General features: G+C 72.2%; 18 protein-coding genes. 9 read left to right on the plus strand and 9 right to left on the minus strand.

The window, feature by feature from the left end; genetic code table 11:
• Positions 1-117: 117 nt before the first annotated feature.
• The gene (locus ACIA5D_RS15690; protein WP_396030602.1) at positions 118-1350 is read left to right on the plus strand and encodes a cellulose-binding domain-containing protein; all 1233 of its coding nucleotides are present in this window, start codon (positions 118-120) and stop codon (positions 1348-1350) included.
• 42 nt (positions 1351-1392) lie between these two features.
• Positions 1393-2682 carry a mannitol dehydrogenase family protein gene (locus tag ACIA5D_RS15695; RefSeq protein WP_396030603.1) on the plus strand — a complete coding sequence of 430 codons (1290 nt, stop codon included), beginning with the start codon at positions 1393-1395 and terminating at the stop codon, positions 2680-2682.
• Here ACIA5D_RS15695 and ACIA5D_RS15700 read toward each other — a convergent pair.
• Positions 2666-3832 (minus strand): cytochrome P450, encoded by a 1167-nt coding sequence (locus ACIA5D_RS15700; RefSeq protein WP_396030604.1) that lies wholly within the window; start codon positions 3830-3832, stop codon positions 2666-2668. The genes ACIA5D_RS15695 and ACIA5D_RS15700 overlap by 17 nt on opposite strands.
• 52 nt (positions 3833-3884) lie before the next feature.
• On the opposite strand from ACIA5D_RS15700, the gene ACIA5D_RS15705 reads away from it, so the two are divergent.
• Together ACIA5D_RS15705 and ACIA5D_RS15710 are read left to right on the plus strand one after the other, a co-directional pair.
• Positions 3885-4823, plus strand: a complete 939-nt coding sequence (locus ACIA5D_RS15705; protein WP_396030605.1) for an inositol-3-phosphate synthase — start codon at positions 3885-3887, stop codon at positions 4821-4823.
• A gap of 36 nt (positions 4824-4859) precedes the next feature.
• On the plus strand, positions 4860-5735 hold the full coding sequence (locus ACIA5D_RS15710; protein ID WP_396030606.1) for an LLM class flavin-dependent oxidoreductase: 876 nt from the start codon (positions 4860-4862) through the stop codon (positions 5733-5735).
• A 27-nt stretch (positions 5736-5762) separates the two neighbouring features.
• Here ACIA5D_RS15710 and ACIA5D_RS15715 read toward each other — a convergent pair whose 3' ends face one another.
• On the minus strand, positions 5763-6701 hold the full coding sequence (locus ACIA5D_RS15715) for an aldo/keto reductase (protein WP_396030607.1): 939 nt from the start codon (positions 6699-6701) through the stop codon (positions 5763-5765).
• A 160-nt stretch (positions 6702-6861) separates the two neighbouring features.
• Here ACIA5D_RS15715 and ACIA5D_RS15720 point away from each other — a divergent pair, with 160 nt between their 5' ends.
• Complete coding sequence (locus ACIA5D_RS15720) at positions 6862-7389, plus strand: snapalysin family zinc-dependent metalloprotease (protein ID WP_396030608.1); 528 nt, start codon at positions 6862-6864, stop codon at positions 7387-7389.
• Positions 7390-7391: 2 nt separating this feature from the next.
• Here the strand turns inward: ACIA5D_RS15720 and ACIA5D_RS15725 are convergent, their stop codons facing one another.
• Positions 7392-8507: a hypothetical protein gene (locus ACIA5D_RS15725; protein WP_396030609.1), complete on the minus strand. Its 1116-nt coding sequence runs from the start codon at positions 8505-8507 to the stop codon at positions 7392-7394.
• 154 nt (positions 8508-8661) lie between these two features.
• Between ACIA5D_RS15725 and ACIA5D_RS15730 the strand changes: the two genes are divergently transcribed.
• On the plus strand, positions 8662-10122 hold the full coding sequence (locus ACIA5D_RS15730; RefSeq protein ID WP_396030610.1) for an ATP-binding protein: 1461 nt from the start codon (positions 8662-8664) through the stop codon (positions 10120-10122).
• On the opposite strand, the gene ACIA5D_RS15735 is transcribed toward ACIA5D_RS15730, so the two are convergent.
• From ACIA5D_RS15735 to ACIA5D_RS15745, 3 genes are read right to left on the minus strand one after another with little or no spacing between them, the layout of a single operon-like run.
• Positions 10091-11320 carry an MFS transporter gene (locus tag ACIA5D_RS15735; RefSeq protein WP_396030611.1) on the minus strand — a complete coding sequence of 410 codons (1230 nt, stop codon included), beginning with the start codon at positions 11318-11320 and terminating at the stop codon, positions 10091-10093. The genes ACIA5D_RS15730 and ACIA5D_RS15735 overlap by 32 nt on opposite strands.
• 20 nt (positions 11321-11340) lie before the next feature.
• The gene (locus tag ACIA5D_RS15740; protein WP_396030612.1) at positions 11341-13563 is read right to left on the minus strand and encodes a putative bifunctional diguanylate cyclase/phosphodiesterase; all 2223 of its coding nucleotides are present in this window, start codon (positions 13561-13563) and stop codon (positions 11341-11343) included.
• A gap of 48 nt (positions 13564-13611) precedes the next feature.
• Positions 13612-15198, minus strand: coding sequence for an acyl-CoA dehydrogenase family protein (locus tag ACIA5D_RS15745; RefSeq protein ID WP_396030613.1), 1587 nt, complete (start codon positions 15196-15198; stop codon positions 13612-13614).
• A 549-nt stretch (positions 15199-15747) separates the two neighbouring features.
• Here ACIA5D_RS15745 and ACIA5D_RS15750 point away from each other — a divergent pair.
• Both ACIA5D_RS15750 and ACIA5D_RS15755 read left to right on the plus strand, forming a co-directional pair.
• The gene (locus tag ACIA5D_RS15750; RefSeq protein ID WP_396030614.1) at positions 15748-17475 is read left to right on the plus strand and encodes a dynamin family protein; all 1728 of its coding nucleotides are present in this window, start codon (positions 15748-15750) and stop codon (positions 17473-17475) included.
• 4 nt (positions 17476-17479) lie between these two features.
• Positions 17480-18892 carry a dynamin family protein gene (locus ACIA5D_RS15755; protein ID WP_396030615.1) on the plus strand — a complete coding sequence of 471 codons (1413 nt, stop codon included), beginning with the start codon at positions 17480-17482 and terminating at the stop codon, positions 18890-18892.
• On the opposite strand, the gene ACIA5D_RS15760 is transcribed toward ACIA5D_RS15755, so the two are convergent.
• The 3 genes from ACIA5D_RS15760 to ACIA5D_RS15770 are packed head-to-tail and all read right to left on the minus strand — an operon-like array spanning position 18889 to position 24437.
• A complete protein-coding gene (locus ACIA5D_RS15760) occupies positions 18889-21651 on the minus strand; it encodes an Hsp70 family protein (protein WP_396031004.1) in 2763 nt (920 codons plus the stop codon). The two genes, ACIA5D_RS15755 and ACIA5D_RS15760, sit on opposite strands and share 4 nt — an antisense overlap.
• A gap of 16 nt (positions 21652-21667) precedes the next feature.
• Entirely contained in the window at positions 21668-22720 is a 1053-nt protein-coding gene (locus tag ACIA5D_RS15765) for a hypothetical protein (protein ID WP_396030616.1), read from the minus strand.
• A 25-nt stretch (positions 22721-22745) separates the two neighbouring features.
• A complete protein-coding gene (locus ACIA5D_RS15770; protein ID WP_396030617.1) occupies positions 22746-24437 on the minus strand; it encodes an NlpC/P60 family protein in 1692 nt (563 codons plus the stop codon).
• 204 nt (positions 24438-24641) lie between these two features.
• On the opposite strand from ACIA5D_RS15770, the gene ACIA5D_RS15775 reads away from it, so the two are divergent.
• Entirely contained in the window at positions 24642-25262 is a 621-nt protein-coding gene (locus tag ACIA5D_RS15775) for a LuxR C-terminal-related transcriptional regulator (RefSeq protein ID WP_396030618.1), read from the plus strand.
• Positions 25263-25266 lie beyond the last annotated feature (4 nt).

Genomic DNA, 25266 nt, shown 5'->3' on the forward strand with positions numbered 1-25266 from the left:
TTCCCCCCCCCCCCAAATCACCCTTCGGTCGGGGCCGGGGGGGGGGGGCCGCCGGGGGGGCGCCCCCCCCCCCCCCCCCCCCCCCCCCCCCCCACTCGAAGACGACGGAGGAAGTCGATGCGGCGAGTTCTGGCTCTGGGCGTGGCGGCCGCGGCGGCCGGCGCGGGAATGGTCGTGGCCTTCGCGCCGGCGGCCACCGCGGCGGCGGCCTGCCAGGTGGACTACAAGGTCAACCAGTGGTCCGGCGGGTTCACCGCGGACGTGAAGGTGACCAACTTCGGCACCGCGATCACGTCGTGGACGGTGTCCTGGGGCTACGCCGGCGACCAGAAGGTCACCAACGCCTGGAACGCGACCGTGACCCAATCGGGCAGCGCCGTGACGGCGACCAACGTGGCCTGGAACGGGACCCTTGCCAGCGGCGGCTCGACCAGCTTCGGCTTCCAGGGCACCTACGCCGCCGCCAACCCGGCGCCGGCCGCCTTCACCCTCAACGGCGTCGCCTGCGGGCCCGACGTGACGCCGACGACGAGCGCACCCACGACCACGCCGACGACGCCACCCACGACCACGCCACCCACGACCACGCCACCCACGACCACGCCACCCACCACCGTCCCGACCACGCCACCCACCACCGGCCCCACCACGCCGCCGGCCCAGAACTGTGTCGCGACCGCGATCTGCGACGGCTTCGAGAACCAGACCGGCGCCGCGCCCAGCGGGAACTGGGCCGTCACGTACCCCGACTGCTCCGGCGCCGGCACCGCCGCGATCGACAAGACTCTCGCGCACAGCGGCGCCACCTCGTTGCGGGTCAACGGGGCCGAGGGCTACTGCAACCACGTCTACGTGCGCAACACCGCGATCCTCGGCACGACCAGCAACGTCTGGTACGTCCGCTACTGGGTGCGGCACACCACCGCCCTGCCGGCCGCGCACGTCGCCGCGGTCGCCATGCGCGACGCCAACGACGGCGGCAAGGACCTGCGCTTCGGCGGCCAGAACGGCGCGCTGCAGTTCAACCGCGCTTCCGACGACGCCACGCTGCCCGAGCAGAGCCCCGCCGGTGTCGCCCTCTCCGCCCCGCTGCCGGTCAACACGTGGAACTGCGTCGAGTTCAAGGTCGACGGCCGCGACGGCACCATCGAGACCTGGCTCAACGGCACGTCGGTGCCCGGACTGCTCGAGGACGGCGTCGCCACCCACGACATCGACGGCCAGTGGCTCAACCGCACCTGGCGGCCCAGCCTCACCGACCTCAAGCTCGGCTGGGAGAGCTACGGCTCCGGCGCCGACACCCTCTGGTACGACGACGTGGCCGTGAGCGCGATGCGCAACGGCTGCTGAGATCCGGTTGCCGGGCCGGTCGGTGCCAACCACGATGGACCCATGCGCATCGTGCACGTGGGGCTCGGCAACTTCTTCCGGGCGCACCAGGCGTGGTACACGTCGGTCGCGCCGGACGCCGGGGAGTGGCCGATCGCGGCGTTCACCGGCCGGTCCCCGGGCGCGGCCGCGGCCCTCAACGCCCAGCACGGGCGGTACACGCTGCTGGTCCGGGGACCCGAGCACGACGAAGCCGAGATCATCGGCGCCGTGCACACGGCGTACGCGTCGAACGACCACCAAGCCTGGCGTGACCACCTGGCCTCGCCAGGCACGGCCGTCGTGTCGCTGACGGTGACCGAGGCGGGCTATCTGCGCGGCGCCGACGGCGGCCTGGACGAGAGCCGGGCCGCCGCCGACGTGAGCGCGTGGCTGCGCGGCGACCCCGTGCAGACCGTGCCGGGCCGGCTCATGGCCGGTCTCGCCGAGCGACGCCTCTCGGGCGCCGGTCCGATAGCGATCGTGCCGTGCGACAACCTGCCGGCCAACGGCGAGGCGGCCGCGAGGGTGCTGCTCGACTTCACCACGCTCGCCGAGCCCGCCCTGGTGCCCTGGATCAGGGACAACGTCTCGTTCGTGACCAGCATGGTCGACCGCATCACGCCCCGCACGACCGATGAGGACGTGCGCGCGGCGGTGACGCTGACCGGTTTCGACGATGCCGTCCCCGTGGTCACCGAGCCGTTCACCGAGTGGGTGCTCAGCGGCGTCTTCCCGTCCGGGCGGCCGCGCTGGGAGGCCGGGGGAGCGCGGTTCGTCTCCGACATCACCCCGCACGAGCAGCGGAAACTCCTGCTGCTCAACGGGGGTCACTCTCTTCTCGCGTACGCCGGGAGCGCGCGCGGCCATGAGACGGTGGCCGACGCGGTCGCGGATCCCGAGTGCCGCGCCTGGCTGGCGCAATGGTGGGACGAGGCGGCCCGCTACGTGCCGCTGCCGCCGGCGGAGATCGCGGCGTATCGGGAGGCGCTGCTCACCCGGTTCGGGAACCGGCGCATCCGGCACACGCTCGCGCAGATCGCGGCGGACGGCTCGCAGAAGGTGCCGATCCGGGTGCTGCCGGTGCTGCGGGGCGAGGTGGCGGCCGGCCGGATCCCGCCGGGCGCGGTACGGATCGTGGCCGCGTGGATCGATCATCTGCGCGGGGTGGGCGCGCCGGTTGCCGACGCGGGGGCCGCGCCGTTCCGGGAGCGTGCGGGCGACGTACGCGATGTGCTGTCGCTTCTGGCTCCTGATCTTGCTGGGGACGAGGTGCTGGTGGGGGCGGTCGAGAAGGCTACGCTCGCAGCCTGACCTCGGTGAACGCGCGCAGCACGAAGGTCGGGCGGTGGATGGGGTCGGCGGTCAGCTCCAGGTGCGGCGCGTGATCGAGCAGGGCGGCCAGGGCGGCCTGGAGCTCGATGCGGGCCAGGGGCGCGCCGAGGCAGAAGTGGAGGCCGGCGCCGAAGCCCAGGTGAGGGTTGGGGTCCCGGGCGATGTCGAAGGTGTCGGGTTCGCGGAAGACTGCCGGATCGCGATTGGCGGCGCCCAGGAGCGCTGCGATCTGCCCGCCGGCCGGAATCGTCGTGCCAGATATTTCCGTATCTGTCGCTGCTGTCCTGACGAAAAGGTGCAGGGGCGGATCGTAACGGATCATTTCCTCCGCCGCGGTGGGGACCAGCGCGCGGTCCTGCTGGAGGCGCTCGAGCTGAGCGGGATGGCGAACAAGGGCGACCACGCCGCCACCGAGGGCGTTGACCGAGGCCTCGTGGCCGGCGTTGAGCAGCAGGATCGCGGAGGCCAGCAGCTCGTCGGCATCGAGGCGGTCGGTGCCGTCGCGCACGGCGACGAGGTGGCTGATCAGGTCGTCGCGGGGGTTCGCGGCGCGTTCGGCGGCCAGGTCGCGCAGGTAATCGGCGAACTCGCGGCACGCCGTGCGGGCCGCGGCCTCCTTCTCGGGGGTGCGGGAGACCTCGTACATCCGCACGATCGCCGCCGACCAGGGCCGCAGAAGGTGGCGGTCCGGCCGCGGGACGCCCAGCAGCTCGGCGATGACGGTCACGGCGAGGGGCTCGGCGACGGCGGTGAGAAGGTCGAACTCGGGGCCGGCCTCCTGGACCAGGCGGGTGGCCTCGGCGGCGACGGCGGGCCGCAGGCGCTCGACGTGGCCACGGGCGAAGGCCTTCGCCACCAGCGAGCGCAGGCGGGTGTGGTCGGGCGGCTCGTTCTCCATCATCTGGTTGCGGTGCAGCAGGTTGAACGGCTCCCAGACCTCGGCGGGCTCGCGGTCGGTCCAGAACCGGCCCACGCGGCGATCGCGCAGGACCGCGTCGGCGGCGGCGTGGGACGCGGCCAGCCACATGCCGGTCGGCTCGTGCCGGCTCACCGGCGCCTGCTCCCTCAGCTTTGCCAGGGCCGGGTAGGGGTCGCGGATGACATCGGGGTCCTCGAAGTCGATCGGCATCTCCGCAACCTAACGTCCCCGGACGTTGCTCGTGGCTTCTAGGCTTCCCGCCATGATCGAGAAGGTGCGGGTCGCGGTGGTCGGGGTCGGGAACAACACGTCGGCGCTGGTGCAGGGGATCGCGTTCTACCGGGAGACCGGGAGCCTGATCGGGGTCAACCGGGCCGAGATCGCCGGGCTGGGCGTGGGGGACGTCGACGTGGTGGCGGCCTTCGCGCTGTCGGGCGACAAGGTGGGCAGCGACCTGCACTCGGCGATCTTCGCGCCGCCCAACAACTTTCCGCGGATCGCGTCGCTCGCGCCGTCCGGGGTGACGGTCCAACGCGGGCTGGTCGACATGGCCGAGGTGGATCGGGTGGCTTCCGTTCTCGAGGGCGTCGAGGTGGTGCTGTACTCGGCGCCCAGCGGGCGTACGGATACGGCCCGGGCCTACGCCGCGGCAGCGCTGAAGGCGGGGGCGGCGTTCATCAACACCACATCGGACGCGGTCGCGCGCGACGCGGGGTGCCTGGCGCGCTTCGAGCAGGCGGGGCTGCCGCTGATCGGAGACGACCTGGCCAGCCAGTTCGGCACGTCGGTGCTGCATCGGACGCTGTTGCGGCTTCTCGAGGAGCGGGGGCTCACGTTGGTCAGCTCGTACCAGGTGAACCTCGGGGGCACCGAGGACTTCCGCAACCTCGCGGAGAACCCGAACACCAAGAAGCAGTCGAAGGTGAACGCGGTCGGGTCGGACATCGTGCAGATGGCGCCGCTGGGGTATCTGCCGCAGCTCGGGTCGGAGAAGGTCGCCCACCTCAACATCGAGGCGCGCGGCTGGGGCGGGACGGCGGTCAGCCTCGACGTGAAGCTCAAGGTCCACGACCCGAGCGGGGCGGCGGGGGTCAACATCGACCTGCTCCGGCTGGCAGCCGACGCGCTGCGGTCGGGCCGGGGCGGGTATGTCGAGGAGGCGGCGGCACTGCTGAAGTCGCCGCCCGGCACAGCCGTCTGACGGGGGAGCGCTGGTGGCAGACCGTAGGCTCCGCTCATGCGGATCTCTATCTGGCCCGGCGCCGAGCACCCCTTCGCCGAGGTGCTGTCGATGGCCCGGCACGCGGCCGACACCGGTTGGGACGGCGTCTGGTTCGCCGACCACTTCATGCCCAACGACGAGGACGACACCGGGCCGATCCTCGAGTGCGGCTCGGTGGTGGCGGCCCTCGGCGCGGTCGTGCCGCGGGTGCGGATCGGAACGCTGGTCTACGGCAACACCTACCGGCATCCGGCCGTCGTGGCCAACATGGCGGCGACCGTCGACCACATCAGCGGCGGCCGGTTCATCCTCGGGGTCGGCGCGGGCTGGCAGGTCAACGAGCACCGCGAATACGGGATCGCGCTGCCGCCGCGCACGGAGCTGATCGACCGCTTCGGGGAGGCGGTGCAGGTCATGCTGGGCTTGCTGCGGGAGCCGCGCACCACCGTCCGCGGCAAGTACTACGACGTCGCGGAGGCGGTGTGCGAGCCGAAGCCGCTGCAGAGCCCGCTGCCGCTGATGATCGGCGCGAAGGGCGAACAGCGCATGCTCGGCATAGTTGCGAAATACGCGGACATGTGGAATGCCTGGGGCCTGCCTTCGGTGATCAAGCACAAGTCCGACGTGCTGGACAGGTTCTGCGCCGAGGCCGGCCGAGATTCCAAGGCGATCTCGCGTACGGCTCAAGCACTCGTCTCCGTGGATGCCCCGATCCCGGACGACCTCGGCGCGACCCCGGTCATCGGCGGAAGCCGGGCGAAGCTGGCCGACGCGATCGCCGAGTACCGCGAGATCGGCCTCGACGAGCTGATCGTGCCGGACGAGCTGCTCGGCGCCGGAGCGGCGAAGCTGGCCGCCATGGACACGATCCTGGAGCTGGTGCGGGGCTGAGGCGGCGCTGCTCTCCCCTTACGAAATCTAGGAATTGAGCGCGACCACCGCGCGCAGCTCCTCGTCGCGCAGCGGGCCCCGCGCCTCGGCCGCCACACATTCGGCCAGCTCCTCGCGGTTCTTGACGCCGAGCACGACCGTCGCCACGCCCGGAACCGTCAGCGCGTAGCGGTGCGCCAGCGCCGCGGGCGACTCGCCGAGCTCGGCCGCCAGCTTGCGGAACGGCTCGGCCCGCGCGAAGTCGGCCGCCGCCGGGTGACCGGCCGGCACGTCGCGGTCGAGCGACGAGGTCAGCGAGCCCGCCGCGACCGCGCGGATGCCGATGACCGGAACGCCGTTGCCGTTGGCCACCCGCAGGATGGCGTCGCCGGCCGGCGCCACGTCGCCGAAACCCCACAGGTCGCCGCTCATGTCCATGGCGTTGACGACGACCTGCGCGGCCTCGGGGCGCGGGGCCTCGCGCAGCGCGTCGAGGACGGCGTCCGGATGGCCGACGGCCGTGATGCCCCACGCCCGGATCAGGCCCTCGGCGCGCAACCGCTCGAACTCCGGCACCACCTCGTCGCGGTAGCGCTGCCAGGTGATGTTGCCGGGCCACGTCGACGATCCGTCGCGCGGGAGCAGCTGGGAGTGCAGCAGGAACAGGTCGACGTGGTCGCGGCGGAGGCGGGTGAGGCTGTCGTGCAGGCTGCGGCGGATGTCGCCCTCGCCGTCGGGCAGCTGCACCTTCGTCGTGATCATGACCTCGTCCGAGGGGCGCAGCGCCTCGCCGGCGGCGCGCTCCGACTCGGCGTCGACGCCGTAGCTGGGCGCGAGGTCGAGCATGGTGATCCCGGCGTCGAGCGCGGCCCGGACGGTCGCGACGGCCTCGGCGCGGTCGGTGCGTCCCCAGACGCCCGCGATGCCGCCGCCGCCGAGCGTGAGCGCACTGACCCGGCCGAGCTGCCCGAATTCCCTGGTGTCCATGGTGGATCCTCCCCGATGTCGTCCTGCGCTCGAACTTAGAACCTGGAGCGCGCTCCACCTCAAGCCCTCGTCATCGCGCTGCCTCCGGGGTGCAACTGGTATGCCCGCCTTAAATAGACGAACTTCTATAGTCGTGGAACCCCCGACATGAGGAGGAACCATGCATCTCCGCAGGTGGGCGGCAGCACTCCTGGCCGCCTTCGCCCTCGCCGCCGCCGGCGCCACCCCCGCCCAGGCCGCGCCGCGGATCCTCTACTACGACGCCAGTCAGGCGCAGGAGTTCGTCTCCGTCGTCAACCAGGGCGCCAGCATCTGGAACGCCCGCGTCGCGAACGTGCAGCTCAGGCCGGTCCCGGCCGGCCGCACCCCGAACATCCGCGTCCTCGCCGACAACGGCTGGCCCCGCACCCAGACCACGTCGCTCGGCAACGGCCGCTGGTGGATGGGGCGCGAGGCGGTCAACGACGGCTACTACCCGCCACGGATCGCGGCCCACGAGTTCGGGCACATCCTCGGCCTGCCCGACCGGCGCACCGGCCTGTGCTCGGATCTGATGTCGGGCAGCAGCGCGGCGGTCTCCTGCACGAACGCCAACCCCAGCGCCGCGGAGATCGCGGCGGTCGAGGCCAACTTCCGGTCCGCGGTGGCCAGGGCGCCTCAGACGTACGTGTGGCAGATCGCGAGCTGATTTCACGCGGCGGGGACCGGGCGCGACGGCACCGGGTCTCCGCCGCCTTCGTCGGTGCTCGCGCCGGTCAGCGCTGCCCAGCTTCCGGTGTCGGCCCAGGTCGAGCCGGGGTCGATGATCGGCCGAAGCAGAGCGGTGAGGGAATCGTCGAGGTGGGTGACGCCGGCCAGGTGGTCGCCGGCCACGCGGCGGGCCAGGCCGGCGAGCAGGTCGGCGACCTGGACGCGTGGGTCGGTGCGGGAGTCGACCAGGGTGACCTCGACGAGGCCGGTGCCGGCGGCGATCGTGGCGATCCGCTCGGGAGTGACGGCGGACTGGTCGTCGTGGACCACCGAGAGGGTGCCCTCGGCGGGGGCCCACAGGGCGACGGCGCGGGCGAGGGCCGGGACGACCGGCTCGAGCAGGGTGGGGAGCTTGGGGTCGGCCTTGAGCGCGGCGCGGGCAGCCGCGGCGGCCGGGAGCCGATCGCGCATCGGGCGCAGGACATCGGCGACCTCGCCCGGCGTGGTGAGCAGGTCGTCGAGGGCGGCGGCGAAGGGGGCCACGGGCTCGGGCCGGGTCCAGCGGCTGTTGGTGCGCATCAGGTCGGACGCGCTCGTGAGGAAGCGCCGCCACCGGTCGGGGCCGTAGGTGGCGGGGCCGTGGGCATGCAGGACGCGCGCGGCGTGGCGGGCGGCCGGGGTGCGGCCGGGGATGTCGGTGCCGCGCGGCGCCGGGCGCGACGAGATGGGCGACATCGGCCCGGCCTCGGGCGCGGTGAGCAGGTCGGCGAGGCGGCAGAGCGCGAAGTACACGGTGTCGACGAGGTGGACGCGGGCGGCGCCGGCCAGTGGCCCGCCGGCGGCGAGCAGGTCGTGGGCGAGAGCGGGCCGGCGCAGCAGCGCGCCGGCCTTGAGCTCGCCCCGCGGGCCGCCGTCCATCCGCTCGCGCAGGCCGGCCATCACCGCGGCGGCGGTCGCCTCGTCGACCCGGACCGAGGCGTGCGCCAGCACGGGCGCGTGGCCGCCGACGAGGTTGCCGCCGGCGAAGCCCGACTCGTCGCAGGCGATCTCGACGTGTGGCACGCCGCGCGGCCGGCCGGACGCCCACCGGCGAAGAACCACGGGCGGGTCTCCCATGCCCGCCGATGCTGCCACCGCGCCGCCGCCCCGGCGACCGAATTCCCGGCCGCGCCTGATGGGCAACGAGTTCATCACCGGCACGACCCTGCACGCCGAGGGCGGGCATCGCCTGGTCCGAGCTTGTTTGGATCGGGCGTGTCACTCTTGGTGCATGTCTGATGCGAGGCAGCGCGGCGAGACCTTCGAGTACGCGGGCGCCACCGTCGAGATGATCGACGCGGCGACATTGCTGGCGGCGGCCCGGGTCAACCCGGTTGACCTGCTGCGGCGCGCCACCTGGCCCGAGCCGGTGAGGCGCGTCGACCTGAGCGTGTCGAGCGCCGAGCGGCCCGGCGGGCCGGCGCACGTGTTCTCGGCCGCGATCAGCACGGCCGACGAGCCGTACTCGAAGGAGCGCATCCGCAGGCTGGTGCTCGGCAACGATCCGGTCGGCGTGCTGCTCGCCAAGCGCATCGAGCAGGGCGACCCGATCGCCACCAGAATCGTCGACAGCGTAGGTTCGGCGGCCGTCGCCGCGTACAAGAAGCTGGGTCTCGACAAACCCACCCAGCCGCCGGCCAATCGCCGGCCCGCCACCCTCGCCGACGCCGTCGTCGGCCTGCAGGCGACCGTGACCTACGACGAGAGCGGGACCGTCGTGCGGCTGCTCGCCGAGGTGCCGCGCGACGACGTGACCCCGGCTCACCTGCAGGCCTTCGTCGGGCTCATGCTGCAGACCGTGATCGAGCTGGCGGGGCCGGAATCGCTGTCGGGCCGGCGCTACGTGGTCAGCCGCGAGGCGATGCCGGCCAAGCCGGCCACCACGCAGTCGGTCACGCTCGACATGGTGGGCGGGCTCGCCGAGATCGTGGCCGAGCTGCGCGAGATCGCGGTGTCGTTCCGGCATCCGGAGGCGATGGCGCGGTGGGGCGCCCGCCGGCCCCAGGGCGTTCTGATGTACGGGCCGCCCGGCACCGGCAAGACGATGCTGTCCCGCGCCCTGGCCAACGAGATCGGCGCCGACTTCCGCGAGATCCGCACCCCGGAGATCCTCGACAAGTGGCTCGGCGGCTCGGAGCGCAACATCAAGCAGATCTTCCGGGACGCGCGCCGCTACCGGGTGCCGACGCTGATGCTGTTCGACGAGTTCGACTCGATCGTCAGCTACGCGGGCGCGGGCGGCGACGCGGCCAGTCAGGCGCTCAACGCGGTCGCCGGCATCTTCAAGCAGGAGATGAACGACCTGATCGAGGAGAACCCGAACGTGATCGTGGTGGCGACCACGAACTTCCCGCACCGGGTCGACGACTCGCTGATCCGGTCGGGCCGCTTCGACGTCAAGCTCAGCGTGCCGAAGCCCGACGAGGCGAGCCGGGCCGAGATCTTCCGCAAGATGATCCGGGCGCTGATCGCGGCGCACGAGCTGCCCGGCTTCCAGATGTTCGCCGACGACCTCGACCTGCAGGCGCTCGCGCACGCCAGCCACGGCATGACCGGCGCCGACATCAAAGAGGTGCTCCGGCGCGTGCAGCTGGCCAAGGCCATGCAGGACGCCCGCACCGGCGGAAATGTCGCGCCGATCTCGCAGGAAGAGCTTCTTTCTAGCGTACGAGAATTGCTTGGTCCTCGGTGACGCGGCTTTTCCACGGCAGTATCGCGGCGCTGGAAAGGACGATCAGCCCGCAGATCAGCAGCGCGACGCGGACGCTGGTGAAGGCGGCCAGCGCGCCGCCCAGGACGATGCCGATCGGCTGGGCGGTGCGCGACGAGATCGACCAGCAGGCGATGACCCTCGACAGGTAACCGTCCTCGGTGTTCGTCATGCGATAGGTCGCGAAGCTCGGGTTGAAGACGCCGGAGCCGAAAAGGGCGAGAAATTCGACGGCGATGATCAACATCAGGCCGGGTACGCCGGGCGGCATGAACGCGAGAAATGGCAGCCAAAGGGCCCGCCCGGCGCCGGCGATGAGCAGGACGCGGCGCTCGCCGAATCGGTTGTTGAGCGGTTTGAGGCAGAGCGCGCCCACGATGCCCCCGATGCAGGGCAGCCCCCAGGCGAGACCGTATTGCCAGGCGGGAAAATGCAATTCGGCGAGCATCAGCACGTTGAGCAGCGGGGAAGCGGCCATCATCGCGGCGCCGAAGATCTGCGAGTTGATGAACAGTATCCGCATCCCGCGATGTTTCACGATATAGCGCCAGCCGCCCGCTATTTCCGACAATCTGCCCTTGAAATTCGTGACCTCGCGCGGTGGCGGCGCCGGTTCGGGCGCCTTGATGCGTCGTACCCCGACGGCGGAGAGCAGGAAGCTGACCGCATCGGCCGTGAGGGTCCACCAGACGCCCAGCGCCGAGGTCAGCGCCCCGCCCAGCGGCGGCCCCGCGCTGTACGCCGTCCAGAACGTCGCCTCGAACCGCCCGTTGGCCGTCGCCCGATCTTCCGGGCCCACGAGCGCCTTGAGGTGCGAGCCGCTCGCCGACGTGAAGACGATCGCCCCGGCCGCCTGCACGACCGCCACCACGCACAGCTGCGCGTAGCTGAGGAGCCCGGCCGCCGCCGCGATCGGCACGCTGAGGATCGCCAGCGACCGCGTCAGGTCCGCCCCGATCATCACGGGCCGCTTGCGCCGGAACTCGATCCACGGCCCGGCCGGCAGGGCGAGCGCCGCCGCGGCGAGCCCGCCGAGCGCCGCGAGCAGCGACACCTGGAACTCGGGCACCTCGAGCACGAGCACCGCGACCAGCGGCATCGCGCCGTAGGCCAGGCCGGTGCCGGTCTCACTGATCGCGTACGCGGCCCACAGCCGCCGGAAGTCCTTGCCCAGCGCCACCCGGGCACCCTACCGGTGATCTACTGGACCGCCACCGCCGCCGCGCGGAAGTCCGGCTCGGCCACCGGCTTGCCGAAGTGGTAGCCCTGCGCGAACTGGTAGCCGAGCCGGTGCAGCTCGGCCGCCTGCTCGGCGGTCTCCACGCCCTCGGCCACCGCGGTCAGCCCGAGCCCGTTGCTGACCTGGATGAGCGCGGTCGCGATCACCGCGTGCCGGCCGGCCATGGTGAGGTTGTCGACGAACGACTTGTCGACCTTGAGCACGTCCACCGGCACGGTCTGCAGCAGCCCCAGCGACGAGTGCCCGGTGCCGAAGTCGTCCAGCGCGATCCGCACGCCCAGCGTGTGGATGTCCTTCACCGCCTGCACCGCCGTGCCGCCGCCGAACACCGCCGTTTCGGTCACCTCGACGATGAGGCTGCCGGCCGGGATGCCGGTCTTCTCGAGGACGTCGGCCACCACCGCCACGAAGCCCGGCTCGTTGAGCTGCCGCGCCGACACGTTCACGCTGATCCGGCTCGGCGCGTACTCGTCGTGCTCGTCCAGCCAGGCCATGAACTTGGCACACGCGGTCCGCAGGATCCACTCGCCCAGCTCGACGATCAGCCCGTTCTGCTCGGCGACCGGGATGAAATCGGCCGGGCTCACGAACCCGCGCGCCGGGTGCTGCCAGCGCACCAGCGACTCGACGTAGAGGGTGCGGCCCTCGGGCAGGCCGACGATCGGCTGGTAGACCATGCGGAACTGCCCGGTGTCCAGGCCCATCCGCATCTCGACGCCGAGCCGCGCGGCCTCGCCGGCCCGTTCGTCGAGGTCGGGGGAGTAGCGCCGGTGCTGGCGGCTGCCGCCCTCCTTGGCCGCGTACATCGCCACGTCGGCGCGGCGCAGCACCTCGACCGGGTCGTCGTGGCCGGTGGCGTCCGCGATGCCGATCGTCGCCGCGACCAGCAGGTGGTGCCCGCCGACCACGAGAGGCTCACGCAGAGCGTCGGTCAGCCGCCGCACCACCGCGTCGCCGTCCTCGGCGGTGGCGGCCGGGGCGAGCACCGCGAACTCGTCGCCGCCCATCCGGGCCACCACGTCGTGCTCGCGCAGCGCGTCGGTGAGGCGGTGCGCCACCGCGACCAGCAGCCGGTCGCCGATGTGGTGCCCGTGCAGGTCGTTGACGACCTTGAAGTCGTTGAGGTCGAGCAGGCAGACCTGGGCCGAGCCGTGCGCGACCGCCTCGGTGACCGCCTGCTCGAAGCGGCGGCGGTTGGCCAGCCCGGTCAGGTCGTCGCGCATCGCCAGGGACTCGAGGCGGTCGGCCTGCTCCTGCACCTGGCCGACGAAGCCGGCGAGGCGGGCCAGCACGAGCAGGAACAGCGCGACCGCGCCGACGCCCACCGCCAGCCAGTTGATCTCGTCGTTGCGCATGCCCTGGATGAACAGGACCGCCGGCACCAGCAGCGTGCACCCGGCGAGCAGACCCAGCCGGCCGCGCCCGATGCGGTCGAGGGCGCGCGCGGTGGCCGGCGGGGGATGGGCCGACGGGTGCAGGGCGGCGGCCGCCCAGCTCACGTAGCCGAGCAGGAAGACCGCGTTGATCAGGCTGCCGGAGTAGCTGGCGAACGTCTCGGTGAGATTCCAGACGACGTCGCCGGTCAGCGTGAGGGCGCAGCCGAGGGCAAGCAGCAGCACGCTGGGGGTGCGGCCGCCGGCCCGGGTCAGCAGGATGGTGACGACCGTGCACATCAGCACGTCGAAGGTGGGGTAGGCGACCGTGACGAGGCGCTGGGCCATCGGGGTGCCGAAGTCGCCGAGAGTCGGCTGGATGAGGAACACCCAGTAGACCAGGCCCACCGCGACCGCGATCACCGCCGCGTCGATGGCCCCGGCGAGATCCATCGGGCCGCGTGCGCGACCGCGGAAGCGGCCGGTCCGCAACATGCCGAGCCAGAGCATCGGGTACGCGAGGAAGTACAGCGCGTCGTCCCAGTACGGGTACGGGTGGGTGCCGAGGACCAGGCCGCTCACCTCGTACACGATGTCGGCCGCCACGAACGTGATGACGCCCGCCGCGAACAGCAACCACGCGCCCGCGTCGGGCGGGCGGTTGCGCCGCACCCCCACCAGGATCACCAGGAACGAGATGCCCCCGAGACCGTTGTAGACGACCGTGGAGGCGACGCTCTCCTCGGGCAGCAGGGGATAGCCGAGGCAGACCAGCACCCCGACCGCAACCCACGTCCACCATGCCCGCACGTCCAGCGAATCGGCCGCGGACGGGGCGGTATGAGAGCGGTCACGTTGCTAAGCGGGTGCGGCCCGCTCGAGGATCGCCGCCGTGTCGACGCCGGCGGGCAGCGTGCCGAACGTGTGGCCCCAGTCGCCGGCCAGGCGGGTCGCGAGGAAGGCGTCGGAGACCTCGGCGGGGGCGTGCCGCACCAGCAGCGATGCCTGCAGGAGTACGGCCATCCGCTCGACGATGCGCCGGGCCTGACCCTCGTCCGGTTTCTCGTTCGCCAGCTTTTTGACGGCGTCGTCGATTCTTCCGTCCGCGCCGGTCACCTCGGCGAGCAGCGCGTCGAGGCTGTCGGGCTCGCGGCCCAGCGTGCGCAGGACGTCGAGGGCCTGCACGTTGCCGGAGCCCTCCCAGATCGAGTTGAGCGGGGCGTCCCGGTAGAGGCGGGGAAGTCCGGAATCTTCGACGTAGCCGTTGCCGCCCAGGCACTCGAGGGCCTCGCCGACCACGACGGGCTGGCGCTTGCACACCCAGAACTTGCCGACGGCGATGGCGAGGCGCTTGACGGCCTGCTCGTCGCGGTCGACGGCGCCGGCCAGGCGCATGGCGAGGACGGTCGCGGCTTCGGACTCGATGGCGAGGTCGGCCAGGACGTTGCGCATGGCGGGCTGGTCGGCGAGGAGCTTGCCGAAGGCCTTGCGGTGGCGGGCGTGGTGGATGGCCTGGTTGAGGGCGGCGCGCATGCCGGAGGCGGAGCCGGTGACGCAGTCGAGGCGGGTCATCGCGACCATCTCGATGATGGTGCGGACGCCGCGGCCCTCGTCGCCGACCAGCCAGGCCGTGGTGTTCTCGAACTCGGGCTCGCTGGAGGCGTTGCTCCGGTTGCCGAGTTTGTCCTTCAAGCGCTGGATACGGAAGATGTTCCGTTCGCCGTTCGGCAGCACCCTTGGCACCATGAAGCAGGACAAGCCCGACTTTGTCTGGGCCAAGACCAGGAACAGGTCGCACATGGGGGCGCTGGTGAACCACTTGTGGCCGGTGAGGCGGTAGGTGCCGTCGCTCTGGGCCACAGCGGTGGTGGTGTTGGCGCGCACGTCCGAGCCGCCCTGCTTCTCGGTCATGCCCATGCCGGCCAGGAGGCCCTTCTTGGTGGCCGGAGTGCGCAGTCCCGGGTCGTACTCCGTGCTGGTCAGCAGTGGTTCATAAAGGAGCGACAAATCGGGATTCGCCCTCAGCGCCGGAATGACCGCGTAGGTCATCGAGATCGGGCAGGAATGGCCCGCCTCGACCTGCGACCAGAGGAAGAGGCCGGCGGCCCGGGCCACGTGGGCGCCCGGTTTCTCCGAAGCCCACGCCGCCCCCGCGAGACCTTCGCCCACGGCGACCGACATCAGGCTGTGCCAGGACGGGTGGAACTCGACCTCGTCGACGCGATGGCCGTACCGGTCATGGGTGACCAGCCGCGGCTCGTAGCGGTTCGCCTCGTCGGCCCACCGCTGCGGCTCCGCCGTCCCGGCGAGCTTGCCGAGCCGGTGCAGGTCGCCGACCGCCCACGGCGCGCCTTCCCGCGCGACGCCCGCGAGCAGCGCGGCATCGGCCGAGACGTCGTAGTCGACCAGGGGCGGCGGCTGGTTGAACACCTCGTGGGTCGTCACACCCCGCAATCTACTCGCCGGTAGCTTCCGGGACCACGGTCGCCGTTGCCGAGAGCCACACCGCACGCCGAAAAGGCTCCGCACGCACCTCGCGGGGTGCCGTGCCGCGAGGTACGTGCGGAGGGTCTCGGGAGCCCGCCAAAGAACCGGGCTCAAGGATCGTAGTGGGCCATCGGGGTGCACGCCTACATCTCAGCCTGTGCCAGATGTGCGCGGCACCGGGAAACGACGACGTGCGGTGGCTTAAGGAGCGTTCATCAGGGTGCGAACGACCGACACATAAGGTCGCACATGGACAGGGTCTGATGAGTGTCGGATTTCTGTCCTGCGGACAGCCCATCCGGTGCGGGTATTGATCCGAATGCGGCGTGGACTCACGCTGGTCGTTCCGACCGGTTCGGGCCGCGCCGTGACGACGTGCTCGGTGGGTGGAGAATGGCCGGGTAGCCGGCGCGGGGTCCGGGCGGACCGGCGGCGGAACGGCGACGGAGGAGAGGGCGGCGGGTGGTTACCTCGGCGGCGTCGCGAGTGGGGCGGCCTGGGGGCGATGTGCTTGCCGGGCTGGGGGAGGCTCGTGCCCTCGCGGCGGCCTCGGGGCGGGGCGACCTGGTCGGGCGGCTCGATCTCGCGGCCGAGCGGCTCCGGTCGGAAGAGGCGACGGTCGCCGTCGTCGGTGAGTTCAAGCAGGGCAAGAGCACGCTGGTCAACGCGCTGCTGCGCACCGACATCTGCCCGGTGGACGCCGACATCGTGACGGCGGTCCCGACGATCCTGCGGTACGGCCGGCCGCCCTCGGCCTACCTGCGGGTCGACGGCGCCGACGAGCCGGTGCCGATCCCGTTCGACGAGCTCCGGCGGCACATCACCGAAGGGGGCGGCGACCCGGCGCCACGCGGTGTCGAGGTCCGGCTCGATCGGCGGCTGCTGGGGGCCGGCCTGTCGATCATCGACACGCCGGGGGTGGGCGGGCTCGACTCCGCCCAGGGAAACCTGACGCTGGCGGCGCTCTCGCTGGCAGGAGCCGCGCTGTTCGTGACCGATGCGGCCCAGGAGCTGACGGCGCCCGAGGTCGAGTTCCTGCGGCGGGCGCTGGAGCGGTGCCCGCGGGCGTTCTGCGTGGTCACCAAGATCGACCTCTATGGGGAGTGGCGGCGGATCGTCGAGATCAACCAGGGGCATTTCGAGCGGGCGGGGCTGGACGTGCCGATCGTGGCGGTCTCCTCGTTCCTGCGGATGCGGGCGCAGGCCCGCGACTCCACGCAGCTCAACGAGGAGTCCGGCTTCCCGCGGCTGGTCGACCTGCTGCGGCGCGACGTGCTGGGCGCGGCGGCCGCCACCAAGGTCGCGGCGGCGCGGGCCGAGCTGAGCTTCGTGGTGTCGCAGCTGCGGGAGCGCGTCGACGCCGAGCAGGCGGTCGCGGCCGCGCCGGCCAAGTCGCCCGAGGTGGTGCGGCGGTACACCGAGAAGACGCGCCGCAGCGCCTGGCTGGCCGGCGGGTCGTGGCAGACCGTGCTCGGCGACGGCATCCAGGACCTCAGCTCCGATGTCGAGCACGACCTGCGGGAGAGGCTGCGCCTGATGCTGCGCCGCGGCGAGGACCTGATCGACGAGTCCGACCCCAAGGAGACGTGGCGCGACTTCCAGGCCTGGGCGCAGCGCGAGGCCGCGTCCGCGGCGGTCGACAACCTGATGCTGCTGGTCACCCGCACCGAGCAGCTCGCGCACGACGTGGCCGAGCGGTTCGGCCTCGAGTACGACAGCCTCGACGTCGACCTCCCGGCGCCCGAGCTGGCCCTGCGCAAGGTGGACGAGCTGGACGTGAGCTTCCGCAAGTCGGGCATGCAGCAGTTCCTCGGGGCGTTCACGGCGGCCCGGGTCACCTACGGCGGCATCTACATGATCGGGGCGGTGGGGGCGTTCTTCAGCCTCGCCCTCGCCCCGATCGGGCTGCTCGCCGGCATGACCCTGGGCCGCCGCATGATCAAGAGCGAGCGGGAGCGGCAGGTCGAGCAGCGGCGGCTGCAGGCCAAGGGCGAGCTGCGCCGGTACGTCGACGACGTCGGCTTCCACGTCGGGCGCGACTGCCGCGAGGCCATCCGCCGCACCCAGCGCTTCCTGCGCGACGAGTTCGCCACCCGGGCCCAGGCCGTCGAGCGCTCCGCCGCCGCGACCGCCGCCGCCGTCCGCGAGATCGCCGAGCTCCCGCCCGAGCAGCGCCGCCGGCGCGAGGGCCAGCTGGCCGACCAGCGCCGCCGCCTCGACCAGCTGGCGGCGTGAGCGCGTGAACCTTCTCGATCAGGTGCGGGTGCTGCTCGACCGGGCTGTCGCCGGAACGCGCGATGCCCGGCTGGCGCAGGCGCGGCGGCGCGTCGACGAGCCGTTGCGGGTGGCCATCGCCGGCAAGATCAAGGCCGGCAAGTCCACCCTGCTCAACGCCCTGGTCGGCGAGGAACTGGCGGCCACCGACGCGGGGGAGTGCACCCGCATCGTCACCTGGTACGCCGACGGCCGCACCTATGAGGTCACCGCCTACCTCGCCGACGGCAGCGCCGAGCCGCGCCCGTTCACCCGGCGCGACGGCGCCGTGCAGATCAACCTCGGGCGGCCCGCCGAGCAGGTCGACCACCTCGAGGTGCGGGTGCCCAGCAGCCGGCTGCGGCAGCACACGCTGATCGACACGCCGGGGATCGCCTCGCTCTCCACCGACGTCTCGCTGCGGACCATGGCGTTCCTCGAGGCCGAGGGGGAACGGGCCGCGCAGACCGACGCCGTGATCTACCTGCTGCGGCACATGCACGGCAGCGATGTCCGCTTCCTCGAGTCGTTCCACGGCGACGGCCTGGCCAGCGGCACCCCGGTCAACGCGGTCGGCGTGCTCTCCCGCGCCGACGAGATCGGCGGATGCCGGCTCGACGCGATGGCCTCGGCGGCGAAGGTGGCCGCCCGCTACGCCTCCGACGAGCGGCTGCGGCGGCTCTGCCCGGTCGTCGTGCCCGTAGCGGGGCTGCTCGGCGCGGCGGGCGCGACGCTGCGCGAGGAGGAGTTCCGGGTCCTCGCCGGGGTGGCGGCCGAGCCGATGGACGAGGTCGTCGAGCTGCTGCTCACCGCCGACCGGTTCGCCGCCTCGGGCGAGCACCGGGCCCGCGTGCTGCAACGGCTCGGGCTGTTCGGCGTACGGCTGTCGGTGCGCCTCATCCGCGAGGGCGCCGTCACCGATTCGGGCGGCCTGGCCCGTGAGCTCACCGAGCACAGCGGCATCGAGCGCCTGCGCGAAGTGTTCGCCGCCCAGTTCGTGGGCCGCTCCGAGGTGCTCAAGGCCCGCTCCGCGCTCGCCGTGCTCGACGAGTGCATCCCGGTGGGCTCGCCGCTGGCCGCCGAGGCCGAGCGGATCCGTGCCAGCGCGCACGAGTTCGTCGAGCTACGACTCCTGCATCAGGTGCGCTCGGGCCGGTTGCCGGGCACCGACGACCAACTGGCCGAGATGGACCTGCTGCTCGGCGGGGCGGGCGCCGCCCCGTACGCGAGATTGGGTTTGCCCAAGGACGCCGCGCCGGAGCGCATCGCCGCCGCGGCGCGGGACGCCCTCGCGAGATGGCAGTCGATCGCCGAGCATCCCTTCTCGCCGCGCGAGCTCAAAACCGCGGCCCGCGCGGTGGCCCGCAGCTGCGAGGCGATCATCTTCTCGAGAGGCTAGAACCAGCAGGGGTGACCCTCGCGCGCCCCGGGCGCCGTCAGCAGCACCTCGTCCTTGCCGTCGGCCCGCACCGCCACCACGGTCGGTTCGGGGATGTCGCCGCGTACGAACGCGAACCACGTGCCGTCCGGCGACCAGGTCGGGTCCATCTCCCGCGCCGGGTTCGAGGTGACCTGGTGCGCGTTCTTCCCGTCGATGTCGACCATCCAGATGTCGGAGGTCTTGTTGCCGTCGAGCTCCCGGGTGAACAGCACCTTCTTGCCGTCCGGCGAGTAGACCGGGTCGTTCGCGGGGCCCACCTCGGGCCCGGTGATGGGCCGCCCCGGCTCCTGCGGGTCGGCGACCTGAAGCTCGTAGATCTGCTTGATCCCGTCCTGGTCCAGCCAGTACAGGATCGAGTTGCCGTCCGGCGACCACATCGCGTCGTCCTTGACGGTCGACGAGTGGGTGAGCTGCCGGAGCTTGCGGGTACCGAGGTCGAGCACGACGATCTGGCCGGTGCCGTCGATCTTCTTCATGAAGGCGATCTTCGAGTCGTCGGCCGACCACGCCACCCGCCCGCCCGCGTCGTCGGCGACCCGGTGCCGGTCGCTGCCGTCGGCGTTCATCACCACGATCTCGCTGCTCTTGCCGTCCTGCGAGGAGTGGGTGATCGCGATCTTCTCCCGGTTGTGCGACCACTTCGGCAGCACGTCGCCCACCTGCGTGTCCGGCAGCAGCGTGCGCTTCGTGCTGCCCGGCGTGAACGAGTAGATCCTGGACTTGCGTGACGGCAGCTTCTCGCCGCCGGTGTCGACCCGGATCAGCATCGTGTCGGTCGGCATGGCCCCGGCCTGCTCCTGCGCGGCGGCCGAGACGGGCGGCGTGGTAGCCGGCGTGGTCGGCGCCGCCCCGCCCGTGCTGTCGTCCTTGTTGTTGAGCAGGATCAGCGCGGCCGTCGTGCCGCCGGCCAGCAGCGCGACGGCGAGCGCGCCCACCATGACGATCCGCGCGACGTTGCGCTTGTCGCCACCCGGCGGCGCCGGAAGCGGTGGTGGCGGCCAGGGGATATTGGTTCCGCCTTGCCCGGGTACGCCCGGGGCACCGTTCCCGGGCACGCCCGGGCCGCCCCCGGGCGATGGGGAAGCCGGGGTCGTCCCCGGGATCGCGGCGGAGCCGGCCGCATACGAGACCCCGCCCGGCGCGGCGCCCTGGCCGTAGGGCGGTGCGCCCCCGCCGCTGACGGGCGCGTTGCCGCCGTAGCCGCCGCTGACGGGCGCGTTGGCTCCGTGGCCGCCGCTGACCGGGGCGTTGCCGCCGTAGCCGCCATTGACGGGCGTGTTGCCGCCGTAGCCGCCGCTGACCGGGGCGTTGCCGCCGTAGGTCGGTGTGGCCGGCGTGGCCCCCGCGTAGTTGGACGGCCCGCCGCTGACCGGCGCGTTACCGCCATATGCGGGCGCGCCGCCGCTTACCGGGTTGTTCCCGCCGTACCCGGGCGCGACCGGGATCGCCCCGTTACCGGCCGGCGCCGCCGTCGAAAGCCCCGCCGCAGCACCCGCGGCCGCCGCCCCCGCCGCCGCGGCTCCGCCTCTCTGCGGCGACGAAACCGGCGAATACCCACCGGCGGGCATGTCCACCAATGTCGCGTTGCCGGTGCGGGCCTGCTCGGGGGAGGGCCGAGGTGGCGGCGCCGCCGCCGAGAACGGCGACCCGCCGCCCAGCACCGCGGCCGTCGCCACCGCCGCGCCCATGGCGATGCTGTGCTCCGGATGTGGATCGGCCACCACCGGCCGCTGGAACTCGGTCGACAACAGCTGCGACACCAGCGGGATCCGCGACGACCCACCCGCCAGCAGGATCGCGCTGAGCTGTGACGGCTCGACCCCCGCCCCGCGCAGCGCCCGCGCCGTGGCCGCCACCGTGTCGGACAGCGAGGGCTGGATCATCGCTTCCAGCTCGGACCGGTTCAGCCGTACCCGCGTGTGCAGCCCGGGCAGCGCGACCGGAATCATCGTCTCGGTGTCGAAGGACAGCGCTTCCTTGGCCTCCACACAGTCCCGGCGCAGCCGCGAGAGCGCCGCCATCGCCTCAGGATCGGCCGGGTCCATCCCCTCGGCCTTGCTCCCGAGCACCCCCAGCACGTACCCGAACACGGCCTCGTCGAAGTCGATCCCGCCGAGCTGCTCGATGCCCTCGGGCTCGCCGAGCACCACGAACCCGTCCCCGTCGCGGCGCAGCACCGCGACGTCGAAGGTCCCGCCGCCGAGGTCGTACACCGCCACGGTCTCGCCGCCGGCGATCCGCCGGGCCGTGGCGTGCTGCAGCGCGGCCGCTTCGGGCTCGCTGCGCATCTGCACCGTCCCAGCGTCGGCGAGGCGTACGGCCTGATCGAGCTGTTCCTTCTTGTACGGCCCCCAGTTCGCCGGATGGGTGACCATGATCGCCGCCGGCGGCGCGTCTTGCAGTTGGCTCACCGTGTCGAGCACGTGCCGCAGCAGCTTCGCCGTGAGCGCGTGGGCCGAGAACGGCGCCCCGCCCACCAGGATCGGCACCGGGTCGCCCATGCGGCGCTTGAACTCGCGCGCCAGCCGGGCCGGCTCGGACTGCCCGCGCCGCTCGGCCGCCTCGCCGATCAGCAACCCGCCGTCGGGCTTCACGAAGACCAGCGACGGGATCTCGGCGCGCCGCCCACCCAGGCGCGCGACCTCGACCCGGCCCTCCGCCCAGACCGCCGCGGCGGTGTGGGTGGTGCCGAGGTCGATCCCCAACCCGTACTGCATCCTCACGCTCCCGACCCTATGACGTGACCTGGCATTTCGGCGCGACCGTGCGCCACTGCGCGCAGTAGGCGTCCGCCTGCGCCGTTCCCTGGAAACCGTCCTGCAGCAGCACCCAGAATCCACCCTGCTCGTCGGCGAGCACATCCGACGAGAGGCTGTCGATGAGCCGCAGAGGCATGCCCTGCGCCGCCAGCTTCTGTTGCTCGGCCTGCGCCGCGGCCTTGCCCCCGTCCGCGCCCTTGTGCGGGAACACCTCGATCAACGCGTACGGCCGCCCGACGGTCACCGGGGTGACGGCCGGCTGGGTCGTCGCCGCGTTCTTCCCGCGGAACGAGAACAGGCCCTTCCCTCCGCCGTTCAGAGCGATCGCCGCGGCCGCCGCCACGCACACCAGCGCCGCGACCGTGGCCAGCACGAAGGCACGCACCACCGGCTTGCTGCGCCCGGTCGCGACCTGGGTCAGGTAGGGCTCGCGCTCCGCGTCGTACACATCGGAGACCTTGACCACCAGCGCCCAGGACCGGGGCTGCCCGGTGATCGGCCGGCCGGGTTTGGCCCGCACCGTCACCTGGGCCTTCATACCTGGTTCGAGCAGCACCGCGTCCGGTTCCACGCGCGCCGAGCCGGACGGCGGGTCGAGCTGCGCGGTGATTCGCAGGGGAGCGGCCCGCTGGGTGTCGTTGGCGAGCCACAGGTCGTACGTGTGCTTCTCGCGCCGGGCGACCAGCGACCCGGTGACCGGGACCGGCAGCGCGACCTTGAGCAGCGCGGTCGCGTAGCCGGCCGGCTCGCCGGTCGACGCCTCCTCGGCGTGCACCGTGAACGGCACCAGCGAGGAGCTCGGCGGCTGCTCGGGCGGCGTCTGCAGCACCACGGCGACCTCGACGGTCTGGCCGGGCGCGAGGCTGACCGCGGGCGGGTCGACGGTGGCCCACGCGGCGGCGCGCCCGCGGGCCAGGAAGATCCGCAGGTCGAGCGGCTGCGCGTACGGGTTGCGCAGCTGGACGGGCACGCGCGTGGGCACGCCGGGCGCCAAGGCCACCGGCTCGTCGGGCAGGGTCAGCTCCACGTCCACGATCGTCGCATCAACCCACTCACTGAAGATCGGTGACGTCGGTTAGCTGACCGCCGGGTATCTGATCGGCGAGGGCCGACACGCCCGGCTGCTGGCCGAGCGGGTTCTGCTGGCCGAGCGAGTCGAGCGGCTGCCCCAAGGGGTTGACCTGCTGGCCCAGCGTGTTGACCTGCTGGCCCAGGGGGTTGACTTGCTGCCCCAGCGGGTTCTGCTGCTGGCCGAGCGGATTCTGCTGCTGGCCGGGCTGGTGCAGCAGCGGGTTGTCGTTGGGGTCGAGCGCGTTGGACCCCGAGTGGTACTCGAGGGCGTCGCTGAAGCCGTCCGAGTCGGAGTCGGCGACCTGCGCGTTGAAGCCGAGCACCCGCTCGAGGTTGTCGTCGAGGCCGTCCTGATCGGTGTCGGTCTGCGCGAGCGGGGTGAGCGCGCCGTCCAGGTGGCCGTCGTTGTCGGAGTCGGGCGAGCGCGGGTCGAGACCCTGGGCGAGCTCGAACGCGTCGTTCAGGCTGTCGCCGTCGCTGTCCGCCTTTCGCGCGTCGGTCCCGTACGTGATCATTTCCTGCGCGTCGGTCAGGTTGTCGCCGTCGGTGTCGGCGCGCAGCGGGTCCATCCCGTAGCGGCGCTCGAGGGCGTCGCTGAGCCCGTCCCGGTCGGTGTCGGGGCCGCCGAGCTGCGGCGCGGGAGGCGGCACGAAGGGCGTCGCGGGCAGCGTCTGCGGCACCAGCGTGGACAGCGGCTGCATGACCGGGTTGGCGATCGGGGTGGCGGTGCCGTCGGAGATGCCCGGGATGATCGCCGCGAACTCGAACCGGTCGCCGGCGTTGGACTCGCGCACGCCGACCCGCGGGTTGGCGGCCTCGACGACCTTGCCGTTGCCGAGGCTGATCGCGACGTGGGCGCCCGGGGTGCGGCCGTCGCCGGGGCGCGGCTCGCGGTCGAAGGAGAACAGCAGCGCGCCCGGCGTGTTCTTCGCCTGCGCCGGATCAATCAGCAGACCTTTTTCTTTGAAGTGCAGATATTGCGCGGTGGCGCCGTCCGGGATTTTCGCGCCGGCCTGGAAAGCGGCCCACTGCGTGAATTCCGAGCAGTCGAAAACACTCGGATTGGGGTCGCTCAGTTTGACCTCGGCGCCGAACACGTAACGATCACCGATTTGCGCCTTGGCGACATCGAGGAAAGTGCCGAGAGCGGCGTTGTTGCCGGCCGGCGCGGCCGCCGGCGCCGCGAACGCGGCCAGGGTCGACGACGACGGCGAGCCGGCCACGTCGTGCAGCGCCGCGCCCGCCGGGTCGTTGCCGTCGTGGGCGGGCTTGTGGTCGCCGTAGGCGCGGGTGCCGGTGAACACGCCGCGGCCGGCGCCGTCGCCGTACGCGATCGCGGCGGCCTGAGCATCCTCTTTGAACCGGACGTAAGGCGAGCTGAGGCCGCCGTGCGTCGTCGTCCACGGCGAGATGTCCTCGCCGCGGTGGGAGATCTCGAAGGCCGCCTTCGCGTTGTCGATCGGATCGAAGAGGTTGTACTTGGTCAGGAAGTCCGGGTGGGCCTTGCCGTTGATCTGCCAGAGGCCGCGCGAGTCTTCCCCGACCGCGTTGTGTGCCTTGGAGTTGCCGTTCGACTCGGCCAGCGCGATCGCGGTCATGGTGGCCGACTCGTCCGGCGAGAAGCCGGCCCGGCGGGCGAAACCGTAAATTTGCTCGGCAGAGTACCTCGGCATGTTCCGAGAGTAGACACCGCCGTCCAGTCTTGTATATGTGGGCCACTCTGTATACGTGCCGACCGGGTTGCACGAAAGGGCAGCGAAAGGGGCAACAGAGTTGGATCAACGACAGAGCCGATCGAGCTATTGTATTGATCGACTTTTCCGGGCCATCATGTCTGGGCGGCCGCCCGCACAGCGGGCGCTGACCAGGGGGAACGCATGATCTCATCACGGCCGCCTACCGTCTGGATCGATGACAGCCATGCCATCGTCCGGCGCGGCATGGCGGCCTGCCTGCAACAGGCCGACTTCGTCGTCCGCGGCGAGAGCGCGGCGCTGTCCCCCGAACCGTCCGTCAACGACCTCGACGTGCTCGTCTTCGAATACGCGGGCACCACGCTGCGCCGCGCCGTGCGCCTGGTCGACGACCGCGGCACCCGGCTGGTCGTCACCGTCCGCGACGTCACCGAGCAGGCCGTCCGCGAGATGGTCGACGCCGGTGTCAGCGCGATCCTGCCGCACCGCACGCTGACCGCCGACACCCTGGTGACCAGCCTGCGCTCGGTCGTGGCCGGCAATGTCGCGCTCCCCGCCGACATGCTGTCCCGGCTGCTGCTGCACGTCACCCAGATCTCCCACCTGGGCCCGGCCGGGCTCAACACCCGGGAACGCTCGGTGCTGCGGCTGCTCGCCGACGGCATGGACACCCGCGGCATCGCCGAAGATCTGTGCTTCTCCGAGCGCACGGTGAAGAACGTGGTGCACGATGTCCTGACCAAGCTGAACTGCCGCACCCGCGCGCAAGCCGTGGCGGTGGCCACCCGCGAGGGCGTGATCTGACCCG

Source organism: Actinoplanes sp. NPDC051513, from assembly GCF_044454685.1.
Taxonomy (GTDB): Bacteria; Actinomycetota; Actinomycetes; order Mycobacteriales; family Micromonosporaceae; genus Actinoplanes.